Below are 16945 nucleotides of genomic sequence, written 5' to 3'. Positions count from 1 at the left end.
ATGATCAGATGCTGATGCGGACCGATCCCTTCCGTGAGCTGGACCGGATCACTCAGCGCGTGTTCAACGGCGTGCAGGGTCCTTCGGCGATGCCGATGGATGCTTGGCGCGAGGACGGCGCGGTGTGGGTCAAGTTCGACCTGCCGGGCGTCGACGCCGAGTCCCTCGACCTGAACGTCGAGAAGGACGTGCTGACGGTCCGGGCCGAGCGGAAGCCCGAGATCAAGGAAGGCGCGGAGACGGTGATCTCCGAGCGGCCCACCGGCACGTTCAGCCGCCAGCTGTTCCTCGGGGAGACGCTGGACACGGAGAACATCGAGGCGACGTACGACGCCGGTGTCCTCAGCCTGCGGATCCCGATCGGCGAACAGGCCAAGCCGCGCAAGATCCAGATCGACACCGCCAAGCGCACGGACAAGGAACTGCAGGCGTAACGGGGTCAAGGGGCGTCCGCCGGGCCGGGCCGGGCCGGCGGGCACTCGTAGCCGGGTCCCACGGCGAGCCGACGCCGTGGGACCCGGCCATGCCCGCAAGTCTCGATGGGGGAGACCTCCGCGTAACGGTGCGCTCAGCCGGTCGCCGCTCCAGCGCGCTCCACGGGCGGCCCGAACTGCTGCGGCTGGCTGTGGGCGGACGCGCCGAGCAGCGGAGCGCCATGCCGCTCCGGGCGGTGGCCGGGCGCGTCGACGATGCTCTCGCGTGGAGTGTCGGCGGGTCCGGGGGCTGCCGGAATGCGCCTGCGGGCGAGGATGCGGCCCACCCATTTGCGACCACACCTTGCGCACGGCACGGCACCCGCGGGGGTGTACGGCGAGGGCACGGCCACACCGTCGCGTGAGAAGTACTCCCAGTCGCCGCCCTGGTCGTCCCGGTACTGCTGGACGTCGTAATCGGCGCTCCACTCGTGCCAGCAATGCCCACAGGTGAACTGGACCCGCTCGAGTGCGAGTTCGATGATCATCCCTCTCACCTCTTTCCCCGGGTCGGTCCGTCACGAGTTACGGTCTTCTCCGCCTTGGAGCAATTATGTCGACAAAACGCGGCAAAGGTTCATGCCTGACTTCGAATGGCTCTACGGCAAGGAGGCGGGTCGGGAACGACGGCCCGGCACCCCTTGAATCCGCGCCCGCGGCGACCTATGAACGTGTTGTAGGTCTTGTCGGCCTCTCTGGCTGCGGCCGGCTCGCAGGGAGGTGAGAAATGTGACGGCACCCAGGCGACCGGACTATTACGCGGTGCTCGGCGTCGACCCGACCGCCTCGGTCAGGCAGATCACCAGTGCCTACCGCGCATTGGTCCGCGCTCTGCATCCGGACGCCCATCCGGAGCCGCGGGCTCAGCCCCAGGAGCTCGACGAGGTGATGACCGCCTACGCCACGCTGCGTGACGCCCGGAAACGGGCGGAGTACGACAGGCACCGCGCGGCCGGATCTCCCCACGGAGCGGCGAGGCCTGCGGCCGCGGTGCCGGTGCGGCACACCGGGCGCCCTGCACGGCCGTCCGTACGAACTGTGTACGTCGTGGTGGTCGGCCCGGTGTCGACGCCGCGGCGCCGCGGTGCATGGCTCGAGGCGGGTCCCGTCCGCATCGGGTTCTAGCGCCGCCGGGGCCACGGTGCCGCCGATGCCTGGTCGAGGGTGAACAGTGCGCCGTCCGGGTCGCGTAGTGTCGCCTGCCCCTTCCCCGCCGGCCACGGACCGTCCTGGACGATCGTGGCGCCGTTCTCCACCGCCGACGCCGTGGCTGCCTCCAGCGACGGGACCGTGAAGTGGACCAGCCATCGGGGCCGCAGGTGCGGCTTGGGGGCGGCCTCCTCGACGGGCCCGCTGTTGAGGCGCGCCACGGCTTTGCCGTCGCGCCGGAGGACGACCTGGTCCTCCTCGTAGGAGATGTCGCAGCAGCCCACGCCCTCGGTACCCCAGTCGAGGACCTCTCCGTAGAAGAGGGCGGCGTCGAACGCGTTGCGGGTATGCAGCTCCAGCCACAACGGGGTCTGTCCGCCGACTAGCCAGTCGGACTGGACACGTCCCTCCCAGATCCCGAAGGTCGCGCCCTCGCGGTCGGCGACCAGAGCCGCCCGCCCGCTCGGCGGGTAGGGAACCGGACCCACGCCGACCGTACCGCCGCGTTCCCGGACCCTCGCCACGGCGGCATCGGCGTCGTCGACCGCGAAGTACGGCGTCCAGGCGACGGGCACCGCGAACTCACCGGCGACGGCGGCGACCCCGGCCACCGGCGTGCCGTCCACCTCGGCGACGGAGAACGCCCGGCCCAGCGTGCCCCGCCGGAACGACCAGCCCAGAACCGTGCTGTAGAACCGTTCGGCGGCGCTCCGATCCCGCGCCGCGAGGCTCAGCCAGCAGGGTGCGCCGATCAGGTCGGAGGTGCCGAGGACCATGGGGTCGCTCTCCTTTCCCGGCCGGTGTACGCCATCGGTGGGCGGCGCCTTCGACCGGACGATTCTCATGATTTATCCCCCTCGGAAAAGGGGCAAGGCGGCTGCGAGCAGCGGGAGGCGGGCCCCATGCGTCGTCCTGACGGACGCCGGCCGGCAGTGTCTGGCGCACGGCACCTCCCCTCGCCCAGGCCGCCGCTCCGCGACCGCCGCCCCCGCGCCGCTCCACAGCGGAAAGCCGCCCTCCGGCCGAGATGTCCCATCGGCCAGGAGGGCGGCAGTTCTCTCAGTGGTCGCGTGTCGGCTCACACGTCGGCCATGAGCGCATCCGGTGTCGGGGTCAGGAGGGGTCGCCGTACTGGAGGCCGCGGCCGTTGGTGCCGACGTAGACGCGGCCGTAGGTGTCCGGGTCTCCGGTGATGACGCCGACGCCACCGATGCTGCCCCACTGGTGGGCGTCGTCGTTGACGCGGAGCCAGGTGGCGCCCTTGTCCGTGGAGCGGAAGACGCCGGTGACGTCCTTGACGGTGCCGATCAGGTAGAGAGCCTGGTAGGAGGCGCCGGGCGCGGCCTTGCCGAAGCCGAGGGCGGAGGCGGACTTCACCGTGGTGAGCGTGGTGAAGGTGCGGCCGCCGTCGGTGGAGTGGAGGAGGCCACCGGCTCCGCCGGCGATCCACAGGTCTCCGGCGACGCCGGGGACGGCGGTGAGCCGGCCGGCGGGCAGGTTCGTGGCACGGGCGGTGAAGCTCGCGCCGCCGTCGGTGCCGGCGTAGAGCGTGCCGCCGGACAGGGAGTAGAAGGTCGTGGCCGAGGAGCGGTCGGCGACGACGACGGCGTCGGTGCCCAGGCCGCTGACCCTCGACCAGCTCGCCCCCTTGTCGGTCGAGCGGTACGGGGCCTGGCCGGCCTGGGTCCAGATGATGGTGGAGCCGTCCGCCGCGAGCGCGACGTGCCCGTCCTGGGCGCCGGCGACCGGCTCCGCCTTGAAGCCGTTCCAGGTGCTGCCGCCGTCGGTCGAGTAGGCGCCGTCCTGCGCGCCGCCCCGGCCGACCCGGACCATCACCCCGGGGTTCGACTGGGCGAAGTCGATGTCGGTGCTGTTGCTCATCATCGGGTTGTCCAGCCGCCCGGTCGGCACCTTGGTCAGGTCGTCGTGGCGGAAGCCTCCCTGGTCGCCCATGGCGGTGATGACGGTGGCGCCGCCGGGCGGGGCGATCGCGTCCATCAGCGCGGTCTCCTCGAGGCCCCGCGCCCCGGCGGCCCAGTGGCTGGTGCCGCCGCTGTCGGTGGCGGTGGCGTCCTTGCTGCGCCAGATGCCGTTGCCGGTGCCGTACAGCACGTGTCCGGAGCCGAAGGGGTCGATGGCCAGGGCGGTCATCCAGTGCCCGGTGTGGGTGCCGACGTAGGGAGCGCCGGAGGCGTTCCGCACGGTCTTGTCCGCCAGTGCCTTCCAGGTCGTGCCGCCGTCGGTGGTGCGGTAGATCTCGTCCTCGGGCCACCAGCGGTCGAGGGTGGTGACCATCACCGTGGACGGCCGGCGCGGGTCGACGGCCAGTCCGGAGAAGCCGTAGCCGCCCTGGGAGGGGGAGACGTTCCGCCAGGACCCGCCGCTCGGCGTGTGCTTCCACACCGATCCGGCCGTCACGCCGTTGGGGCCGAGGGCGTCGGTGTAGGTCAGATAGAGCGAGCCGTCGCCGGAGAGGACGCCGTGCTGCGGGAACTGGCCGGTGGGCTGTCCGGGGACGCCCTGCCAGGTCGTGCCGCCGTCGGTGGAGCGGTACAGGGGGGTGGACTTGTCGGCGACGCCGACGTAGACCGTGTTGCTGCCGGCCGGGCCGTACGTCACGAAGGAGATGCCCGCGCCGCTGCTCGCGCCGTCCTTGACGGGGAACGAGGAGACCTGCCGCCATGTCACACCGCTGTCCGTGCTGCGCCACAGGCCGTTCTTACGGGTGCCGAGCAGCAGGGTGCGGTTGTCCGAGGGGTCGATCACGAGCCGTTCGCCCGCCCCGCGGCCGTCCTCGTTGCCGCCCAGCTTGAACGGCAGGTCGGTGCGCTGGAAGGTGCGGCCGCGGTCGGTGGAGCGCAGGACCGCGCCGTTGCCGGCCCACTCGTTGGTGTAGGTGCCGGCCGCGAGGTAGAGCCGGTCGGGGTCGACGGGGTCGGTGGCCAGCGCGTCGATGCCCAGCAGGTTCCAGTCCTTCTCGCCGAGCCAGTCGGTCAGCGGGATCCACTGCTCGGCCGCACTGTCCCAGCGGTAGGCGCCGCCCATGTCGGTACGCGCGTACAGCAGGCCGTTGGCCCGTGGGTTGAACACCAGCCCGGTGACGTAACCGCCGCCCACCACCTGGGCGTTCTTCCACGCGTACGGTCCGTTCCCGGTGGCCGGGGTCTCGGCCGTCCTCACCAGCTTCCACTGCTGGTTGGTGCTGCCGTGGCCGCCGTACTGGATGACTGCCGCGCCGTCGGCCGTGGAGCCTCCGGAGACGTCCAGGACCTGGCCGCTCCTGCGGGAGGTGAAGGTGACGGCGTCGGAACCGCTCACCTCGTCGACCCGCCACTCCTGGGAGGCGGAGGAGCTGTCGGTCTGCTGCTCGGCGGCAGCCGCCTGCGCGGTCGAATCGCCCGCTATGCCGAGCACTTTGCCGCTGTTGCGGTTCACCAGCTCGTAGTAGCCGTCGCCGGTGGAGCGCAGCCGCCACTGCTGGTTGGCGGTGTTCTGGTCGGTCCACTGCTGGATGCGGGTGCCGTCGGCGGTGGAGAAGGCGTTGACGTCCAGCACCTTGCCGCTGCGCACCGAGACCAGTTTGTAGTAGGCACTGTCGTCGACCGTCGCGGCCTGTGAGTCGTCCTGCACGAACAGGAGGTACGGCACGACGGTGGCGGGCACGCCGAGCAGCAGAACGGTGGCGGTCCCGCGACGGCGGTGACGTCCGCGGCGTCCGGCGTTGGTGGGGTTGTTCATGGGGGGTGTTTCTCCTTGTGCAACCGTGGATCGGGCAGGTCAGCGCTGCAGGGTGAGGAGGCCCGGCCGGTAGGGCAGTCGGTCGTAGGGTCCGCCCGCGGTGGGGGACTTGCCCTGGTAGAGGAACTGCAGGTTGCAGGGGTCGATGGTCATGGTCTGGTCGGGATCGGTGCGGATCAGGTCACCGTGGCTGATGTCGTCGGTCCAGGTGGCGCCGCTGTTGGCCTTGCCCGCGAAGGGGTTGCCTTCGCTGCCGGCCTGCGGGGTCCACGTGCCGCTCAGGCTGGAGGCGGTGAACGAGCGGAAGTAGCGCCGCTCGTTCGCCCCCCGAGCCTCGACGATCATGAGGTACTGGTTCCGGCCCTGGACCTTGTAGACCTGCGGCGCCTCGAAGAGGTTCTTCGCGGTGTCGCTCATGACCGTCGTGTACGACGAGCCGAGGTTGCCCGGGAAGTTCCCGAGCGGCGTGCTCGCCCGGTAGATCTTGCCGTTGTCGCCGGCGAAGAACAGGTACATGTTCTTCTCGTCGGCGATCAGGGCCTGGTCGATCGGTCCGGTGCCGGACTCGGTGCGGGGGATGCCGCCGGTGAACAGCGGCTGCGGCGCGGACCAGCCGTCGGGGTCGGTGGGGTCGCTGGACGTGCGGTAACTGAAGGGCCAGGCTCCCCACTGGTACGCGAGGACCCAGATCTTCTTGGGCGCGAAGTAGAACAGGGTGGGCGCCACCGCGTTCTGGCTCATCTTCGTCTGGCCGGCCGACGCCATGTCGGACCAGTTCGTGAAGGGGCGGAACGCCATCGAGCCGTACGAGGTTCCCGACGCGCTCGACGCGTAGACGAGGTGCTTGCCGCCCTGCGTCACGTGGGTGAAGTCCTTCACCGCGGCCCACCCGTTCGACGGCTGCGCGAGGGGACCCGTCGAAGTCCACTTGTACGTCGACGGGAGATCACACGTGCCGCTGCCCGTCCCTGACGGGGCGGTCCAGGTCCACTTCTGGTTGTTGACGGACGCGCAGGCGTACAGCTGGACCGTGGTGCCGTTCGCGGTCGCGGCGCCGACGGCGTCGAGGCACAGCCCGGACTGGACGCCGGTGATCGAGCCATCGGTGTTGATGTTCCACTGCTGGTTGGCGCCGCCGTTGCAGTCCCAGACGATCACCGGGGTGCCGTTGACCGTGCCCTTGTTCTTGGCGTCCAGGCACTTGTCGCCGTGCACCTTCAGCTGCTTGGCGGCGGTGTGGGTCCAGCGCTGGTCGGCCTGTCCGCCGCAGTCCCACAGGTGTGCCCGGGTGCCGTTGGCGGTGGCGGAGCCGGGGACGCCGACACAGCGGCCGGAGGCGAGGCCCTTGATCTCCCCCGTACCGTCGGTCGGCTTGCCCGGGGTGGCACCGGAGCCGGAACGGAGCGCGCTCATGACGGCGGTGTACGCGGGCTTGGGCTTGCCACCGCTGTCGAACAACAGCGGGCTCTCCCCGCTGCGCCAGGAGTCGCTGTCACGGACGCCCCACACCGTGATACCGGTGCACCGGGCCACGGACAGGCAGGTGCTTACCACGTTCGCGTAGTGGGTGGGTGACGCCTGGGCGATGTCCAGCTCGGTGATCTGGACGTCGACGCCCAGGGCGGCGAAGCCGGCCAGGGTGGTCCTGAAGCTCGCCGGCGGGCCGCCCGCCCCGAAGTGGCTCTGGAACCCGACGCAGTCGATCGGCACGCCGCGGGACTTGAAGTCCTTGACCATCCGGTAGACGCCCTGGGTCTTGGCGTCCGACCAGTTCTCGATGTTGTAGTCGTTGTAGCAGAGCTTGGCCGAGGAGTCGGCCGCACGGGCGGTGCGGAACGCCTCCTCGATGAAGCCGTTGCCCAGCACCTGCTGGAAGACGGAGTCGCGGAGCCCGCCGCTGCCGCCGTCGGCGAACGCCTCGTTGACCACGTCCCAGGCGTAGATCTTGCCCTTGAAATGGGTCAACTCGGTGGTGATGTGGTGGTTCATCACGCCGCGCAGTGTGCTCGCGTCGCGGATGGAGCGGACCCAGGAGGGGAGCTGCGAGTGCCAGACCGTGGTGTGGCCGCGCAGGCGCTGGCCGTGTGCCAGGGCACGATCGACGATCCGGTCAGCGGGGCCGAAGCTGAAATTGCCGCGGGACGGTTCGACGGCGTCCCACTTCATCTCGTTCTCCGGGGTGACCATGTTGAACTCCCGGTCCGCGATCGCGGTGTACGCGGAGTCGCCGAGCCTGCCGACGGCCACAGCCGTGCCGAAGTACCTGCCCGAAGGGGCGGCCTGGGTGCCCAGGCCCGCGGCTCCGGCGGATTCGGGGAGGAGCGTCACGACGCCGGCCACCAGCGCCGTGGCCGACAGTCCTATGGCCCATGGCCGGCGCCGCCGGCGAAGCCGGTGCAGGCCCTTGGCCCTGGGTTCGTGGGTGTGTCGCGTCATGTGAGGGGCTTTCTTCAGGGGATGCGTCAGTGGGGGAAGTCGGGTCCCTGCCGCGCCGGCACGTCATGACGGGCGGCGGGAAGGACACCCCTGAAGTGGAGGCTTCCGAGCTCGCGGTCTCGTAACAGAAAAGTCGCGCCGTCCGCGGGATTGCCCGGTGATGCATCTCGCGGCCGGAAAGCGTTATGCCGGACGCCGTGGCCTGGTCGTGCCCGTGGAAGAGGGGCGCCGCACCGATCTGCGGTGAACGCCGGCTGTGAATGTGCGACTCGGTCGGGATCGCCCTGGGTACTCAGGCCCCGGGACCGCGCACGATGAAGGAAGCCTGGCCGGCGAAGGCCCGCGTGCCGTCGGAGCCGTCGAGCCAGATGCCGCCGTCGCGGTGACGGAGGACCGATTCCGGATAGTTGTGCGCGTACAGGGTCACGGACCCGGCGACCGCTCCGGGACGGGGACAGAAGGTGGCGTCTTCACGGAACAGTGCGCTGCCGTCGTCGGTGCTCAGCCGCAGCCGCAGGTAGGAGTGGCGAAGATACCGGCCGTCCGCGGCGCGGAAGGTGACGCACCGCGTGTCGGCCAGTCCCCCGACGACCGTGAAGGTGACCCGCTGACGTGCCTGCGCGCCGCTGGACGCGGCGACGCTGCCGAGCGCCGCGAAATCGCCCGTGTACGTGACGAACCGGCCGGGACTGTCCGCGGACTCCAGCGACCGGGCGCCCAGCGGAACGGTGCCCGCGACGGCGGACGGACTCACCGGGGGCGGACTCGCCGGCGACGGACTCGCCGGCGACGGGCCGGCCGAGGTGGTGGTACGCGAGGGGAGGGGTGTGGGAGTGCCGGCCGTGGGAGCGGCGGTGGCGCCGGGCACTCGAGGCGCCGGTTCGGGCCAGGTCGCGTAGGTGGCGGTGCCGGCGATGAGCACCGCACCGGTCGCGAGGCTCACCAGCGGATGAGCGGTCACCGTCTGGAGCTTGCCGATCAGAGCGCCGTGCAGGCCGCTTCCCCCGGTCGCCGTGCCGACGGCGACGGGGGCCGCGGCCAGCCCGGCGGCGCTCGCTGCCGTACCCGACAGCAGGCCCTTGGCGGCCAGCGCGGCGATCAGTGCGGCCGGGACGGCCAGCGTCGTGAGGCTGAGGGGCAGCAGTTCGGCCGGAACCCGTTCTGCCGACGTCGCCCCGCAGACCGGACAGTCACGTGTGTGCCGCGCGATCCGCTTGCGCCACACCGACGTGTGGTGACCGTCCCAGCCGACGACTGTCCCGTCCAGCTGCGGACAGCGCGGATCGGCCTCCAGCGCGGCGACGATCGTCCGGCACAGTTCCAGCTGCTCGCGCATGCGTTGCAGGCGCACTCCGACGTGAGCGACCGTGAGCCCCGTCGCGGCGGCCATGTCCTCCCGGCTGAGCAGTCCGGCGCACTCCTGCCACCACAGCGACAGCAGCACCCGGTGGTCCGGGTCGAGCCACCGGCCGGCTTCGACGACCCGGCGCCGCTCGTCCGACACGTGCAGCCGGAGGATCGTCACGTCCACGGGCTCGGCGCCGGCGTCCGGTATCCGGCGTGCCTCGTCGATGACCGTGGTCCGGTCGGCGAGGGCGTGTTGCCGGTGCCAGTGGGTGTTGATCTGGCGGAGCGTGATCGACACCAGCCAGGACCGGAAGCTCTCCGGGGCACGCAGGGCGGGCAGGTCGCGCACCACACGCAGCAGGGTCTCCTGGACGACGTCGTCGACGTCGGCATGTCCGCTCAGCGCTCGCCCGACGATGTTGTACAGCAACGGCAGGTACGCGGCGATGAGTTCCTCGCGCGCCCGGTCGTCACCGGCCTGCGCCGCGACGACCAGATCCGCGTGGCCTGCGTCCTTGAGCCCCATTCCCACCTTCTTCAGGGGAGCGATCCGCCGAGTACGGCGGCACACCCTAGCCTCGACGAAGGCGTACGGCCAAAGGCTGCGCCTCGGGCGGACGGTCCGGCCCGTGCCGACAGGGAAGGCCCGGTGCCCGGGGAGTGTGCGCGTCGCGCACTCGGCCGACCCGCTGACGCGCGCCCGCCGACCGCGCGACGCGGAGGGGCCGCGACACGCCCCCTCCCCCAGTCACGACGAGAGCCACGGGCAGGGGCCGAGCAGCCCCCGACCCTGCGTCGACCCGGCAGAGAGAACCCCGGGTCAGCGCACCCGTCCCCGCGCCTTCAGCTGCGTCGCCGGAACCTCGGGCGCGTCCAGGCGGGCGCCGTCGTAGCCCTTGACCTCGCCGAAGCGGTCGGACGTCATCCAGTCGTCCCTCGCCTTGCGGATCTCCTCGTCCGTGCGGCCCACGAAGTTCCACCACATGACCAGCTCCTCCTCGAACGGCTCGCCGCCGAGGAGCATCAGGCCCGCGTCCGAGGAGGCGCGCAGGGGGAGTTCGGTGCGCCCGCAGCCGAGGTAGAGCATGGAACCGGGGAGGACGGGGACGTCGTCGACGTGGGCCTCGCCGGACATGGCGAGGACCGCGTACTCGAAGTCGGGGTCGAGGGGCAGGCGGAGCTCCGTGCCGGCGGCCAGGGAGAGGTCGGCGCCGGTGATGGGCGTGTAGGCCGTGCCCGGCGAGACCGCGCCGTCGAGTTCGCCGAGGAGGACCGTGGCGGTCAGGCCGGGGGCCGTGACGAGCGGGAGCTCGGCGTGGTGCTGGAAGTGCGGCTCGACGTGACGGTGCGCGTCGGGGAGCGCGACCCACAGCTGGGCGCCGTGCAGATAGCGGGCGTGCGACGCGGGGCTCTCCTCGGAGTGGGAGATGGCCCGGCCCGAGGTCATCAGGCCCAGCTCGCGCGGCCGGATGGTCTGCAGGCTGCCGGTCGAGTCGCGGTGCAGCACCTCGCCCTCGTGCAGCCAGCTGACGGTCTGCAGCCCCATGTGCGGGTGGGGCGGGACCTGCATGCCGGGCTCGTCGGCGATGTCGTCGGGGCCGTAGTGGTCGACGAAGGCCCAGGCGCCGACCATGCGGCGGCCCAGGTTGGGGAGCAGTCGGCGGACCTCGGTCGATTCGCCGAGCTGGACGTGGCGGGGGCTGAGGAGTTCCCGTACCGGTTCGGCGACGACGAAACCCCGGCCGCCGCAGACCTGGAGGGTGGCCTGGCGATCAAGATTGCTCATGGCGCTCAACCTATTCCTGTCGGGGGTCCGTGCGGGGCGGACCCGCACCACAATATTAGTGGAATGTTCAACGAGCTTCCCGTGTTGGGCCGGGTGAAGCAGACTTCGACCACCTCGACCTGGGAGAGAGTGCGCAGTGAGCGACGAGACGTACTACGAGTTCGGCACCGCGGCCGACCGGTGGGGCCGCGCCCAGCTGTTCTTCGAGGCCAAGGAGTACCTCACGGCCGCCCGCATCCTGCGCGGCCTGGTCGCCGAGCACCCGGACCAGACCGCCCAGCGGCTGCTGCTGGCCCGTGCGTACTACCACTCCGCCCAGCTCACCCGCGCCGAGGAGGAGCTCCGTGCCGTGCTGGAGCGCGACCCCGTCGAGCACTACGCCCGCCTGATGCTCGGCCGCACCCTGGAGCGGCAGGGCCGGGCCGACGAGGCCGCCCCGCACCTGCGGCTGGCCGCCGCGATGACCGGCGACCCGGTCGAGTAGGCAGTCGGGAAACGCGCCCTTCGGGCACGCCCTCGACGCGCGCGTCACGTACCCCCGAGGGGTGTTCGGATAGGCTCCATCCCGTGCACGTGGGACGAGAGCGGAACAGCCGTACACGAGCGGGAGGCGCCCTGGCGCACCTCCTGCTCGTCGTCGTGCTGGCGCTCGGGGTCTTCGTGATGCACTCGGTGGGGCACCCGGAGGGCTCCTCCGGCAGCGGCACGCACGGGACGGCTCATGTCGCCGCCGCCACCGGCCACTCCCCCACCGGAAGCTCCTCGACCGACGCCTCCCTCACCGGCACCCCGGGCCATGCCCACCACGGCGACGCAGGCGATCACCGGAAGGCGGCCCCGCACGACCCCGGCGGTACGGGAATGGACATGACCACGCTCTGCGTGGCCGTCCTCGGGGCCTGGCTGCTCGTCGCGCTCGTCCGGGCGGCCCTCGCCCGGCGTCCGGACCGGACCACCCCGTTCCTGGCCGGGCTGCTGCCCGCCCTGGGGCCGAACGCCCCGCCGCCCCGGCCGCCCGACCTCGCCCAGCTGTCGATCCTGCGGATCTAGGCCGTCACGCCACCGCGGGCGCCTCGTGCCGCCCGCGGACGTGTCCGACCGCACCGATCCGAGATCCGCAACGACAGCACACGAGGTGTGACACCCATGCGTACCTTCAGCACCCCCACCGCCCGCCGCACGACCCGCGGGCTCGCGCTCACCGGCGCCGTCACCGCCGCCGGTCTCCTGCTCGCCGCCTGCGGCGGCTCGGGCGACTCCATGCACGGCATGGACCACGGCAGCAAGGCGTCCGCCACTCCGTCGGCCACCGCTTCCGCCACCGCCGGTGCCTTCAACGACGCGGACGTCATGTTCGCGCAGATGATGATCCCGCACCACGAGCAGGCCCTGGAGATGGCGAAGCTCGCCGACGGCCGCGCCGCCGACCCCGAGATCAAGCAGCTCGTCGGCGCCATCGAGAAGGCCCAGGACCCCGAGATCCGGAAGATGAGGTCCTGGCTCGAGGCCTGGGGCAGGCCGGAGTCCGCGGGCCACGCCGGCCACGGCATGCCGGGAATGATGTCCGACGCGGACATGAAGGCGCTCGCCGCCGCGAAGGGCAAGGACTTCGACCGGAAGTTCGCCGAGCTCATGATCGCCCACCACGAGGGCGCGGTGTCGATGGCGAAGACCGAGCAGAAGGACGGCAAGGACGCCGCGGCCAAGAAGGTGGCCGACGACGTCGTGCGGACGCAGGCCGCCGAGATCGCCCAGCTGCAGAAGATCCTCGACCGGCTCTGACCGCCCCGGCCGGCCGGCCACGAGCGGCGGGGCCGGGCTCGGGCCTCGCGGTCCGGCCGACCGGGCCCGGGCCGACTCGGACTCGGGCCCCGGCCGGCCACGCGCACCCGGGCCGGCTCCGGCTCGGCCCCGGCCGGCCACCACCACCCCGGCTCGGCCCCGGCCGGCCCCGAGCCGTCCCGACCAGCCGCCCGGACCACCCCGTCGTCACGTCGTCACGTCGTCACGTCGTCACGTCGTCACGTCGTCACGTCGTCACGTCGTCACGTCGTCACGTCGGCCCGGCGCCGCAGCGCGCCGGGCCGACGGAGGACGGCCGTTCACCCGGCGGACGGCCGTGCCGTCCGGTGGCGAGGGCCACCGGACGTCATGGCCGGCCGCCGTCGGTGCAGCGGCTCAGTAGCCCACGCGGACCCCGGTCACCGTGTGGCGGTCGGTGCGGCCGCCCGTCGTGCCGCCGAAGCCGACGAGGACGTTCTGCGGGAGCGTCACGGCGACGTCGATGACACGGGTGCCGTCGATGCTGACCTGGAGCCGGCCGGTGCTGGTGACGACCGCGTCGACGGTGTGGCTGCCGCTGCGCAGGTTGGGCACGTCGGTCGCGGTGGCCGCGTACGTCAGGGTGGTGCCACTGCCCCCGGTGGCCACCCCGACGAAGTTCGCCGAGGGGTCGTTGGCGCCGTTGTCGTAGGTGTCGAGGGTGACGGCGACGCCGGGCAGGCCGGCGAAGCCCAGGCTGCCGCCGCTGTTGGCGGCCAGTGCCTTCGAGGTGGTCCGGCTCGCGTCCAGGAACATCAGGGAGAGTCCGTCGGCGCCGGTGCCGCCGCCGATGGTGGCGGTGAACCGGGCCTTCAGGCGGGCCGAGGGCACGGCGGTGGCCCACACGGCCGAGCCGCGCTGGAAGGTCTGGAGCGGCGTCAGCTGCAGGCTGGTGCCGGACAGGGTCGCGCTTCCGTTGTACGTCCAGCCGTTGGGGCCGGGCGGCGGCACCGCGTAGGAGGTGGCGGTGAGGGTCACCCGCCGTACCGCGTGGATGTCGGTCCAGCCGCCGGTGGCGCCGGTGAAGGCGAGGAAGGCGGTCGGCGGGAGCGAGGCCACGGCGGTGCTGAGGCGTTGGGTGCCGTCGACGGTGACGGTGAGGGTGGTGCCGGTGACGGCGACGTTCACGGTGTGGCTGCCGGCGCGCAGGTTCGGCACGTTCGTCGTGGTCGAGGCGTAGGTGAGGGCGGCGGCGCTGCCTCCGGTGGCGATGCCGACGAAGTTGGCCGAGGGGTCGGCGGTCCCGTTGTCGTACGTGTCGAAGGTGACGGCGACGCCCGGGAGCCCGGAGTAGCCGAGTCCGCCCCCGCCGGCGCCGAGGGCGCCCGGGGTGGTCCTGGCCGGGTCGAGGAGGGCGAAGGAGAGTCCGTCGGCGCCGCTGCCGCCCCCGATGACGGTGGTGAAGGTGGCCCGGAGGCCGTCGGTGAGGACGGGCACGGGCCAGACGGCGGTGCCGCGCTGGTTGGCCGTCGCCTGGGTGAGCTGGAGGTCGCCGCCGGAGATCTGGGCGTTGCCGTTGAGCTTCCAGCCGCCGGCGTCGGGGCCGGGGACGGTGACGCCGGTGCCGGCGGCGCCGGTGCCGACCAGGGCCTCGTTCTGCGGGCCGTGGCCGTCGTCGGAGGTGAGTTCGTAGGCCGCGTTCACGGTGCCGAGGGACGTGGGCGAGAAGGTGACGGCCTGGTGGATGACGTCCTCGGGGCCGATGACCTGGCCCTCGCTCAGCGGGTTGGTGACCAGGAAGGGGGCGGTGGGCGGCTTGGCCTTGGTGATGGTGAGGGGGATGTTGCCGGTGTTGCTGATGTCGAAGGTCTTGGTGACGGACTGGCCGACCTTCACGGTGCCGAAGTCGGTGGAGGTCGGCGTGACGGTCAGCCGGGCCTCGCCGGTGACGGCGCTGCCCTTGAGGTCCACCGTGGCGGTGCCGTTCTGCCCGGTCACGGAGAGGCTTCCGGTGTCCTCGGCGGCGGCCGTGGGGGCGTAGGCGACCTGGACGGAGACCGACTGCTGGGGCTGGACGACGGTGCCGGCGGCGGGCAGTCCGGTGGCGCTGAACGGGGCGCCGGGCGCGCCGGTCGCGGAGACGGTCTCCGCCTGGGTTCCGGTGTTGGTGAAGGTGACGCCGAGGAACTTGCTGGTGCCGGTGGGCACGGTCCCGAAGTCGAGGAGCGTGGGCGACGCGAGGAGGCCGGGCCGGGTGCCGTAGCCGGTGAGTCCGACGGCGCTGTCGCCGACGTCGGTGGAGACGGTGACGAAGGAGTTGTCGGGGCCGGCCGCGGTCGGTGCGAAGCGGACCGGCACGGAGTAGCTCTGGCCGGCGCCGAGGGTGCGCGGCAGGCCGGTGGGGCTCGCGGTGAAGGCGCTGCCGGCCGGGGTGGTCACCGAGGTGATGGTGACGTCGCGGGTCGCGGTGACGGTCGCCGTGGCGCTCGCGGTGGTGCCTACGGCGACCTGGCCGAAGTCGACGGGTCGGCCGGAGATGGCGGAGTTGGCGGGCCGCCCGAAGGCGATCACGTGGCCGTCACGGGTGCCGACGTAGATGCGTCCGCCGTCGGTGGCGGGCACGGCGAACTTGGACGCGGTGCCGATCGGCGCCGACCAGCGCAGCCTGAGCGCGCCGTTGACGGGGACGGCGTCGTACGCGCGGAGCTGGCCGTTGGCCCCGTTGGCGCCGTCGGAGTGGACGGCCCAGACGAGGGCGGAGCCGGGGTTGGTGCCGGTGGAGGTGATCACCGGCGAACCGGAGGTGTAGCCGAACGTCTCCGCGCTGCGGCCGGTGTTGGTGAGCGCGGGTTGTCCGGTGCCGGTGAGCCCGTACGCGAACGCGCGCAGCGGCCCGCGGGAGCCGATGGTGTAGACGTAGCCGCCCTGGCCGCCGTACACGCCGGGGTGGCCCCAGACGCCCTCGTACGGCCCGAAGGTCCCGAGGACCTTGTCGGTGCCGCCGGGCCCCTGACCGCGTCCGCCGAGGTCGTCGCGGTCGAGGAGGAAGAGGCGGCCGTCCTTGCCGATCTGGACGAGCAGCTTGGGGTGGGCGCTGGTGCCGAAGGGGGTGGCGGGCAGGGCGACGGGACCGCCGGAGCCGAGGTCGGTGTCGTTCAGGTCGAGTTGGTTGGCGTTGCTCGGGCTGAAGAAGTCCTGGGCGGACATGGTCCCGTCGCTGTTGACGCCGAGCCGGACGACCGACTCGGAGAGCTGGCCGGGCGGCATGTTGCCGGGGCCGGGCGCGGGGGTGACGCCGTTGCCGGTGGAGAACAGGATCCGGCCGGGGCCGTCGGAGACGAGGCCGCCGCCGCTCATCCAGATACCGGCCATGCCGTTGGCGGAGGAGTTCTCGGTGGCCCAGAGGGTGGTCTTGCGGGTGGCGGTGTTGACGCCCAGGACGTAGCCGACGTAGGGGCCGCGGTCGCAGTGGGAGGCGAAGCCCGCGTAGACGGAGCCGTCCATGAGGAGCAGGCCGGGGCGCTGGGCCGCGGTGTACGGGTTGAAGGCCCGGCCGGGATCGTTGACGGGGGCGCCGGCCACCTTGACCGGCCAGCCGCTGCGTTCGCCGCCGGTGGCGGGGTCGATGGCGTGCACGTACCAGCTGGGGTGCTGGACGTCGGCACCGTCGTTCACCTTGGAGGTGAGGTAGAGCGCCCCGCTCGCCGGGTCGTAGACGGGGGTGGAGGTGACGCCGATGTTGGGGACCAGGTCGCCGCAGGTGATGGCGGAGGCGGGCCAGGGCGCGCCCAGGTCCTTGGTCCAGTCGACGGCTCCGGAGGCCGCGTCGATGCCGTAGAGCTTGTTGTTCTCGGTGGCGACGACGAGGGTGCCGCCGACGACGATCGGCTGGGCGTAGACCTGGCCGTCGACCGCGGTGGAGAACTGCTGCCCGAAGTCGGAGCTGGACACCTGGTCGGGGGCGAGTCCGGGCTCGTTCTGGTCCCAGCCGGTGCGCAGGTTGTCGTGGGAGACGGTGGTCTGGTCGGCGGGGGCCGCGGCGGCCCTCGCCGGGGCGGGGGCGGGTGGTGCGGCGGCGCTCGCCGTCGCCAGGGCCCCGCCGCCGCCCAGGGTCAGACACATCGTCAGGACCTGGGCGAGCACTCTGCGTCTGCCGGTCATCGTCTCCACCCTTACGTACGCGCGCGGGGGCGGAGACCGAAAGCACCCCGCCGGAGATCATGGTGGAGCGAGCCTGCCGCATCCCACCAGCCCG

12 protein-coding genes are annotated in these 16945 nt (G+C 72.2%); 5 read left to right on the top strand and 7 right to left on the bottom strand.

Going from position 1 to position 16945, the window contains the following annotated elements; genetic code table 11:
* Positions 1-8 precede the first annotated feature (8 nt).
* On the top strand, positions 9-434 hold the full coding sequence (locus ACIGXE_RS16400; RefSeq protein ID WP_399747749.1) for an Hsp20/alpha crystallin family protein: 426 nt from the start codon (positions 9-11) through the stop codon (positions 432-434).
* Between the two features lie 134 nt (positions 435-568).
* On the opposite strand, the gene ACIGXE_RS16395 is transcribed toward ACIGXE_RS16400, so the two are convergent.
* Positions 569-961: a hypothetical protein gene (locus tag ACIGXE_RS16395; protein ID WP_399747747.1), complete on the bottom strand. Its 393-nt coding sequence runs from the start codon at positions 959-961 to the stop codon at positions 569-571.
* Positions 962-1193: 232 nt separating this feature from the next.
* Between ACIGXE_RS16395 and ACIGXE_RS16390 the strand changes: the two genes are divergently transcribed.
* Positions 1194-1598 (top strand): J domain-containing protein, encoded by a 405-nt coding sequence (locus tag ACIGXE_RS16390; RefSeq protein ID WP_399747745.1) that lies wholly within the window; start codon positions 1194-1196, stop codon positions 1596-1598.
* On the opposite strand, the gene ACIGXE_RS16385 is transcribed toward ACIGXE_RS16390, so the two are convergent.
* The 5 genes from ACIGXE_RS16385 to ACIGXE_RS16365 all read right to left on the bottom strand — a co-directional run bounded on the left by ACIGXE_RS16385 (position 1595) and on the right by ACIGXE_RS16365 (position 10929).
* Positions 1595-2398, bottom strand: coding sequence for a VOC family protein (locus ACIGXE_RS16385; RefSeq protein ID WP_399747743.1), 804 nt, complete (start codon positions 2396-2398; stop codon positions 1595-1597). The genes ACIGXE_RS16390 and ACIGXE_RS16385 overlap by 4 nt on opposite strands.
* 337 nt (positions 2399-2735) lie before the next feature.
* The gene (locus ACIGXE_RS16380; RefSeq protein ID WP_399747741.1) at positions 2736-5360 is read right to left on the bottom strand and encodes an RICIN domain-containing protein; all 2625 of its coding nucleotides are present in this window, start codon (positions 5358-5360) and stop codon (positions 2736-2738) included.
* A gap of 39 nt (positions 5361-5399) precedes the next feature.
* Entirely contained in the window at positions 5400-7796 is a 2397-nt protein-coding gene (locus ACIGXE_RS16375; RefSeq protein WP_399747739.1) for a non-reducing end alpha-L-arabinofuranosidase family hydrolase, read from the bottom strand.
* A 292-nt stretch (positions 7797-8088) separates the two neighbouring features.
* A complete protein-coding gene (locus ACIGXE_RS16370; RefSeq protein ID WP_399747737.1) occupies positions 8089-9669 on the bottom strand; it encodes a sigma-70 family RNA polymerase sigma factor in 1581 nt (526 codons plus the stop codon).
* 294 nt (positions 9670-9963) lie between these two features.
* Positions 9964-10929 carry a pirin family protein gene (locus ACIGXE_RS16365; protein WP_399747735.1) on the bottom strand — a complete coding sequence of 322 codons (966 nt, stop codon included), beginning with the start codon at positions 10927-10929 and terminating at the stop codon, positions 9964-9966.
* A 136-nt stretch (positions 10930-11065) separates the two neighbouring features.
* Between ACIGXE_RS16365 and ACIGXE_RS16360 the strand changes: the two genes are divergently transcribed.
* From ACIGXE_RS16360 to ACIGXE_RS16350, 3 genes are all read left to right on the top strand, one after another.
* A complete protein-coding gene (locus ACIGXE_RS16360) occupies positions 11066-11413 on the top strand; it encodes a tetratricopeptide repeat protein (protein WP_399747733.1) in 348 nt (115 codons plus the stop codon).
* A gap of 83 nt (positions 11414-11496) precedes the next feature.
* Positions 11497-11979, top strand: a complete 483-nt coding sequence (locus tag ACIGXE_RS16355) for a hypothetical protein (RefSeq protein WP_399747732.1) — start codon at positions 11497-11499, stop codon at positions 11977-11979.
* Positions 11980-12075: 96 nt separating this feature from the next.
* A complete protein-coding gene (locus ACIGXE_RS16350) occupies positions 12076-12711 on the top strand; it encodes a DUF305 domain-containing protein (RefSeq protein ID WP_399747730.1) in 636 nt (211 codons plus the stop codon).
* A 396-nt stretch (positions 12712-13107) separates the two neighbouring features.
* Here ACIGXE_RS16350 and ACIGXE_RS16345 read toward each other — a convergent pair whose 3' ends face one another.
* The gene (locus ACIGXE_RS16345) at positions 13108-16851 is read right to left on the bottom strand and encodes a choice-of-anchor D domain-containing protein (protein ID WP_399747728.1); all 3744 of its coding nucleotides are present in this window, start codon (positions 16849-16851) and stop codon (positions 13108-13110) included.
* Positions 16852-16945 lie beyond the last annotated feature (94 nt).

Origin of the sequence: Streptomyces sp. NPDC053431 (assembly GCF_044544925.1) — a bacterium.
In the GTDB taxonomy this organism is placed as follows: domain Bacteria; phylum Actinomycetota; class Actinomycetes; order Streptomycetales; family Streptomycetaceae; genus Streptomyces.
The sequence above is the reverse complement of the archived record's forward strand: the minus strand, read 5'-3'. Positions and strand labels throughout refer to the sequence as shown.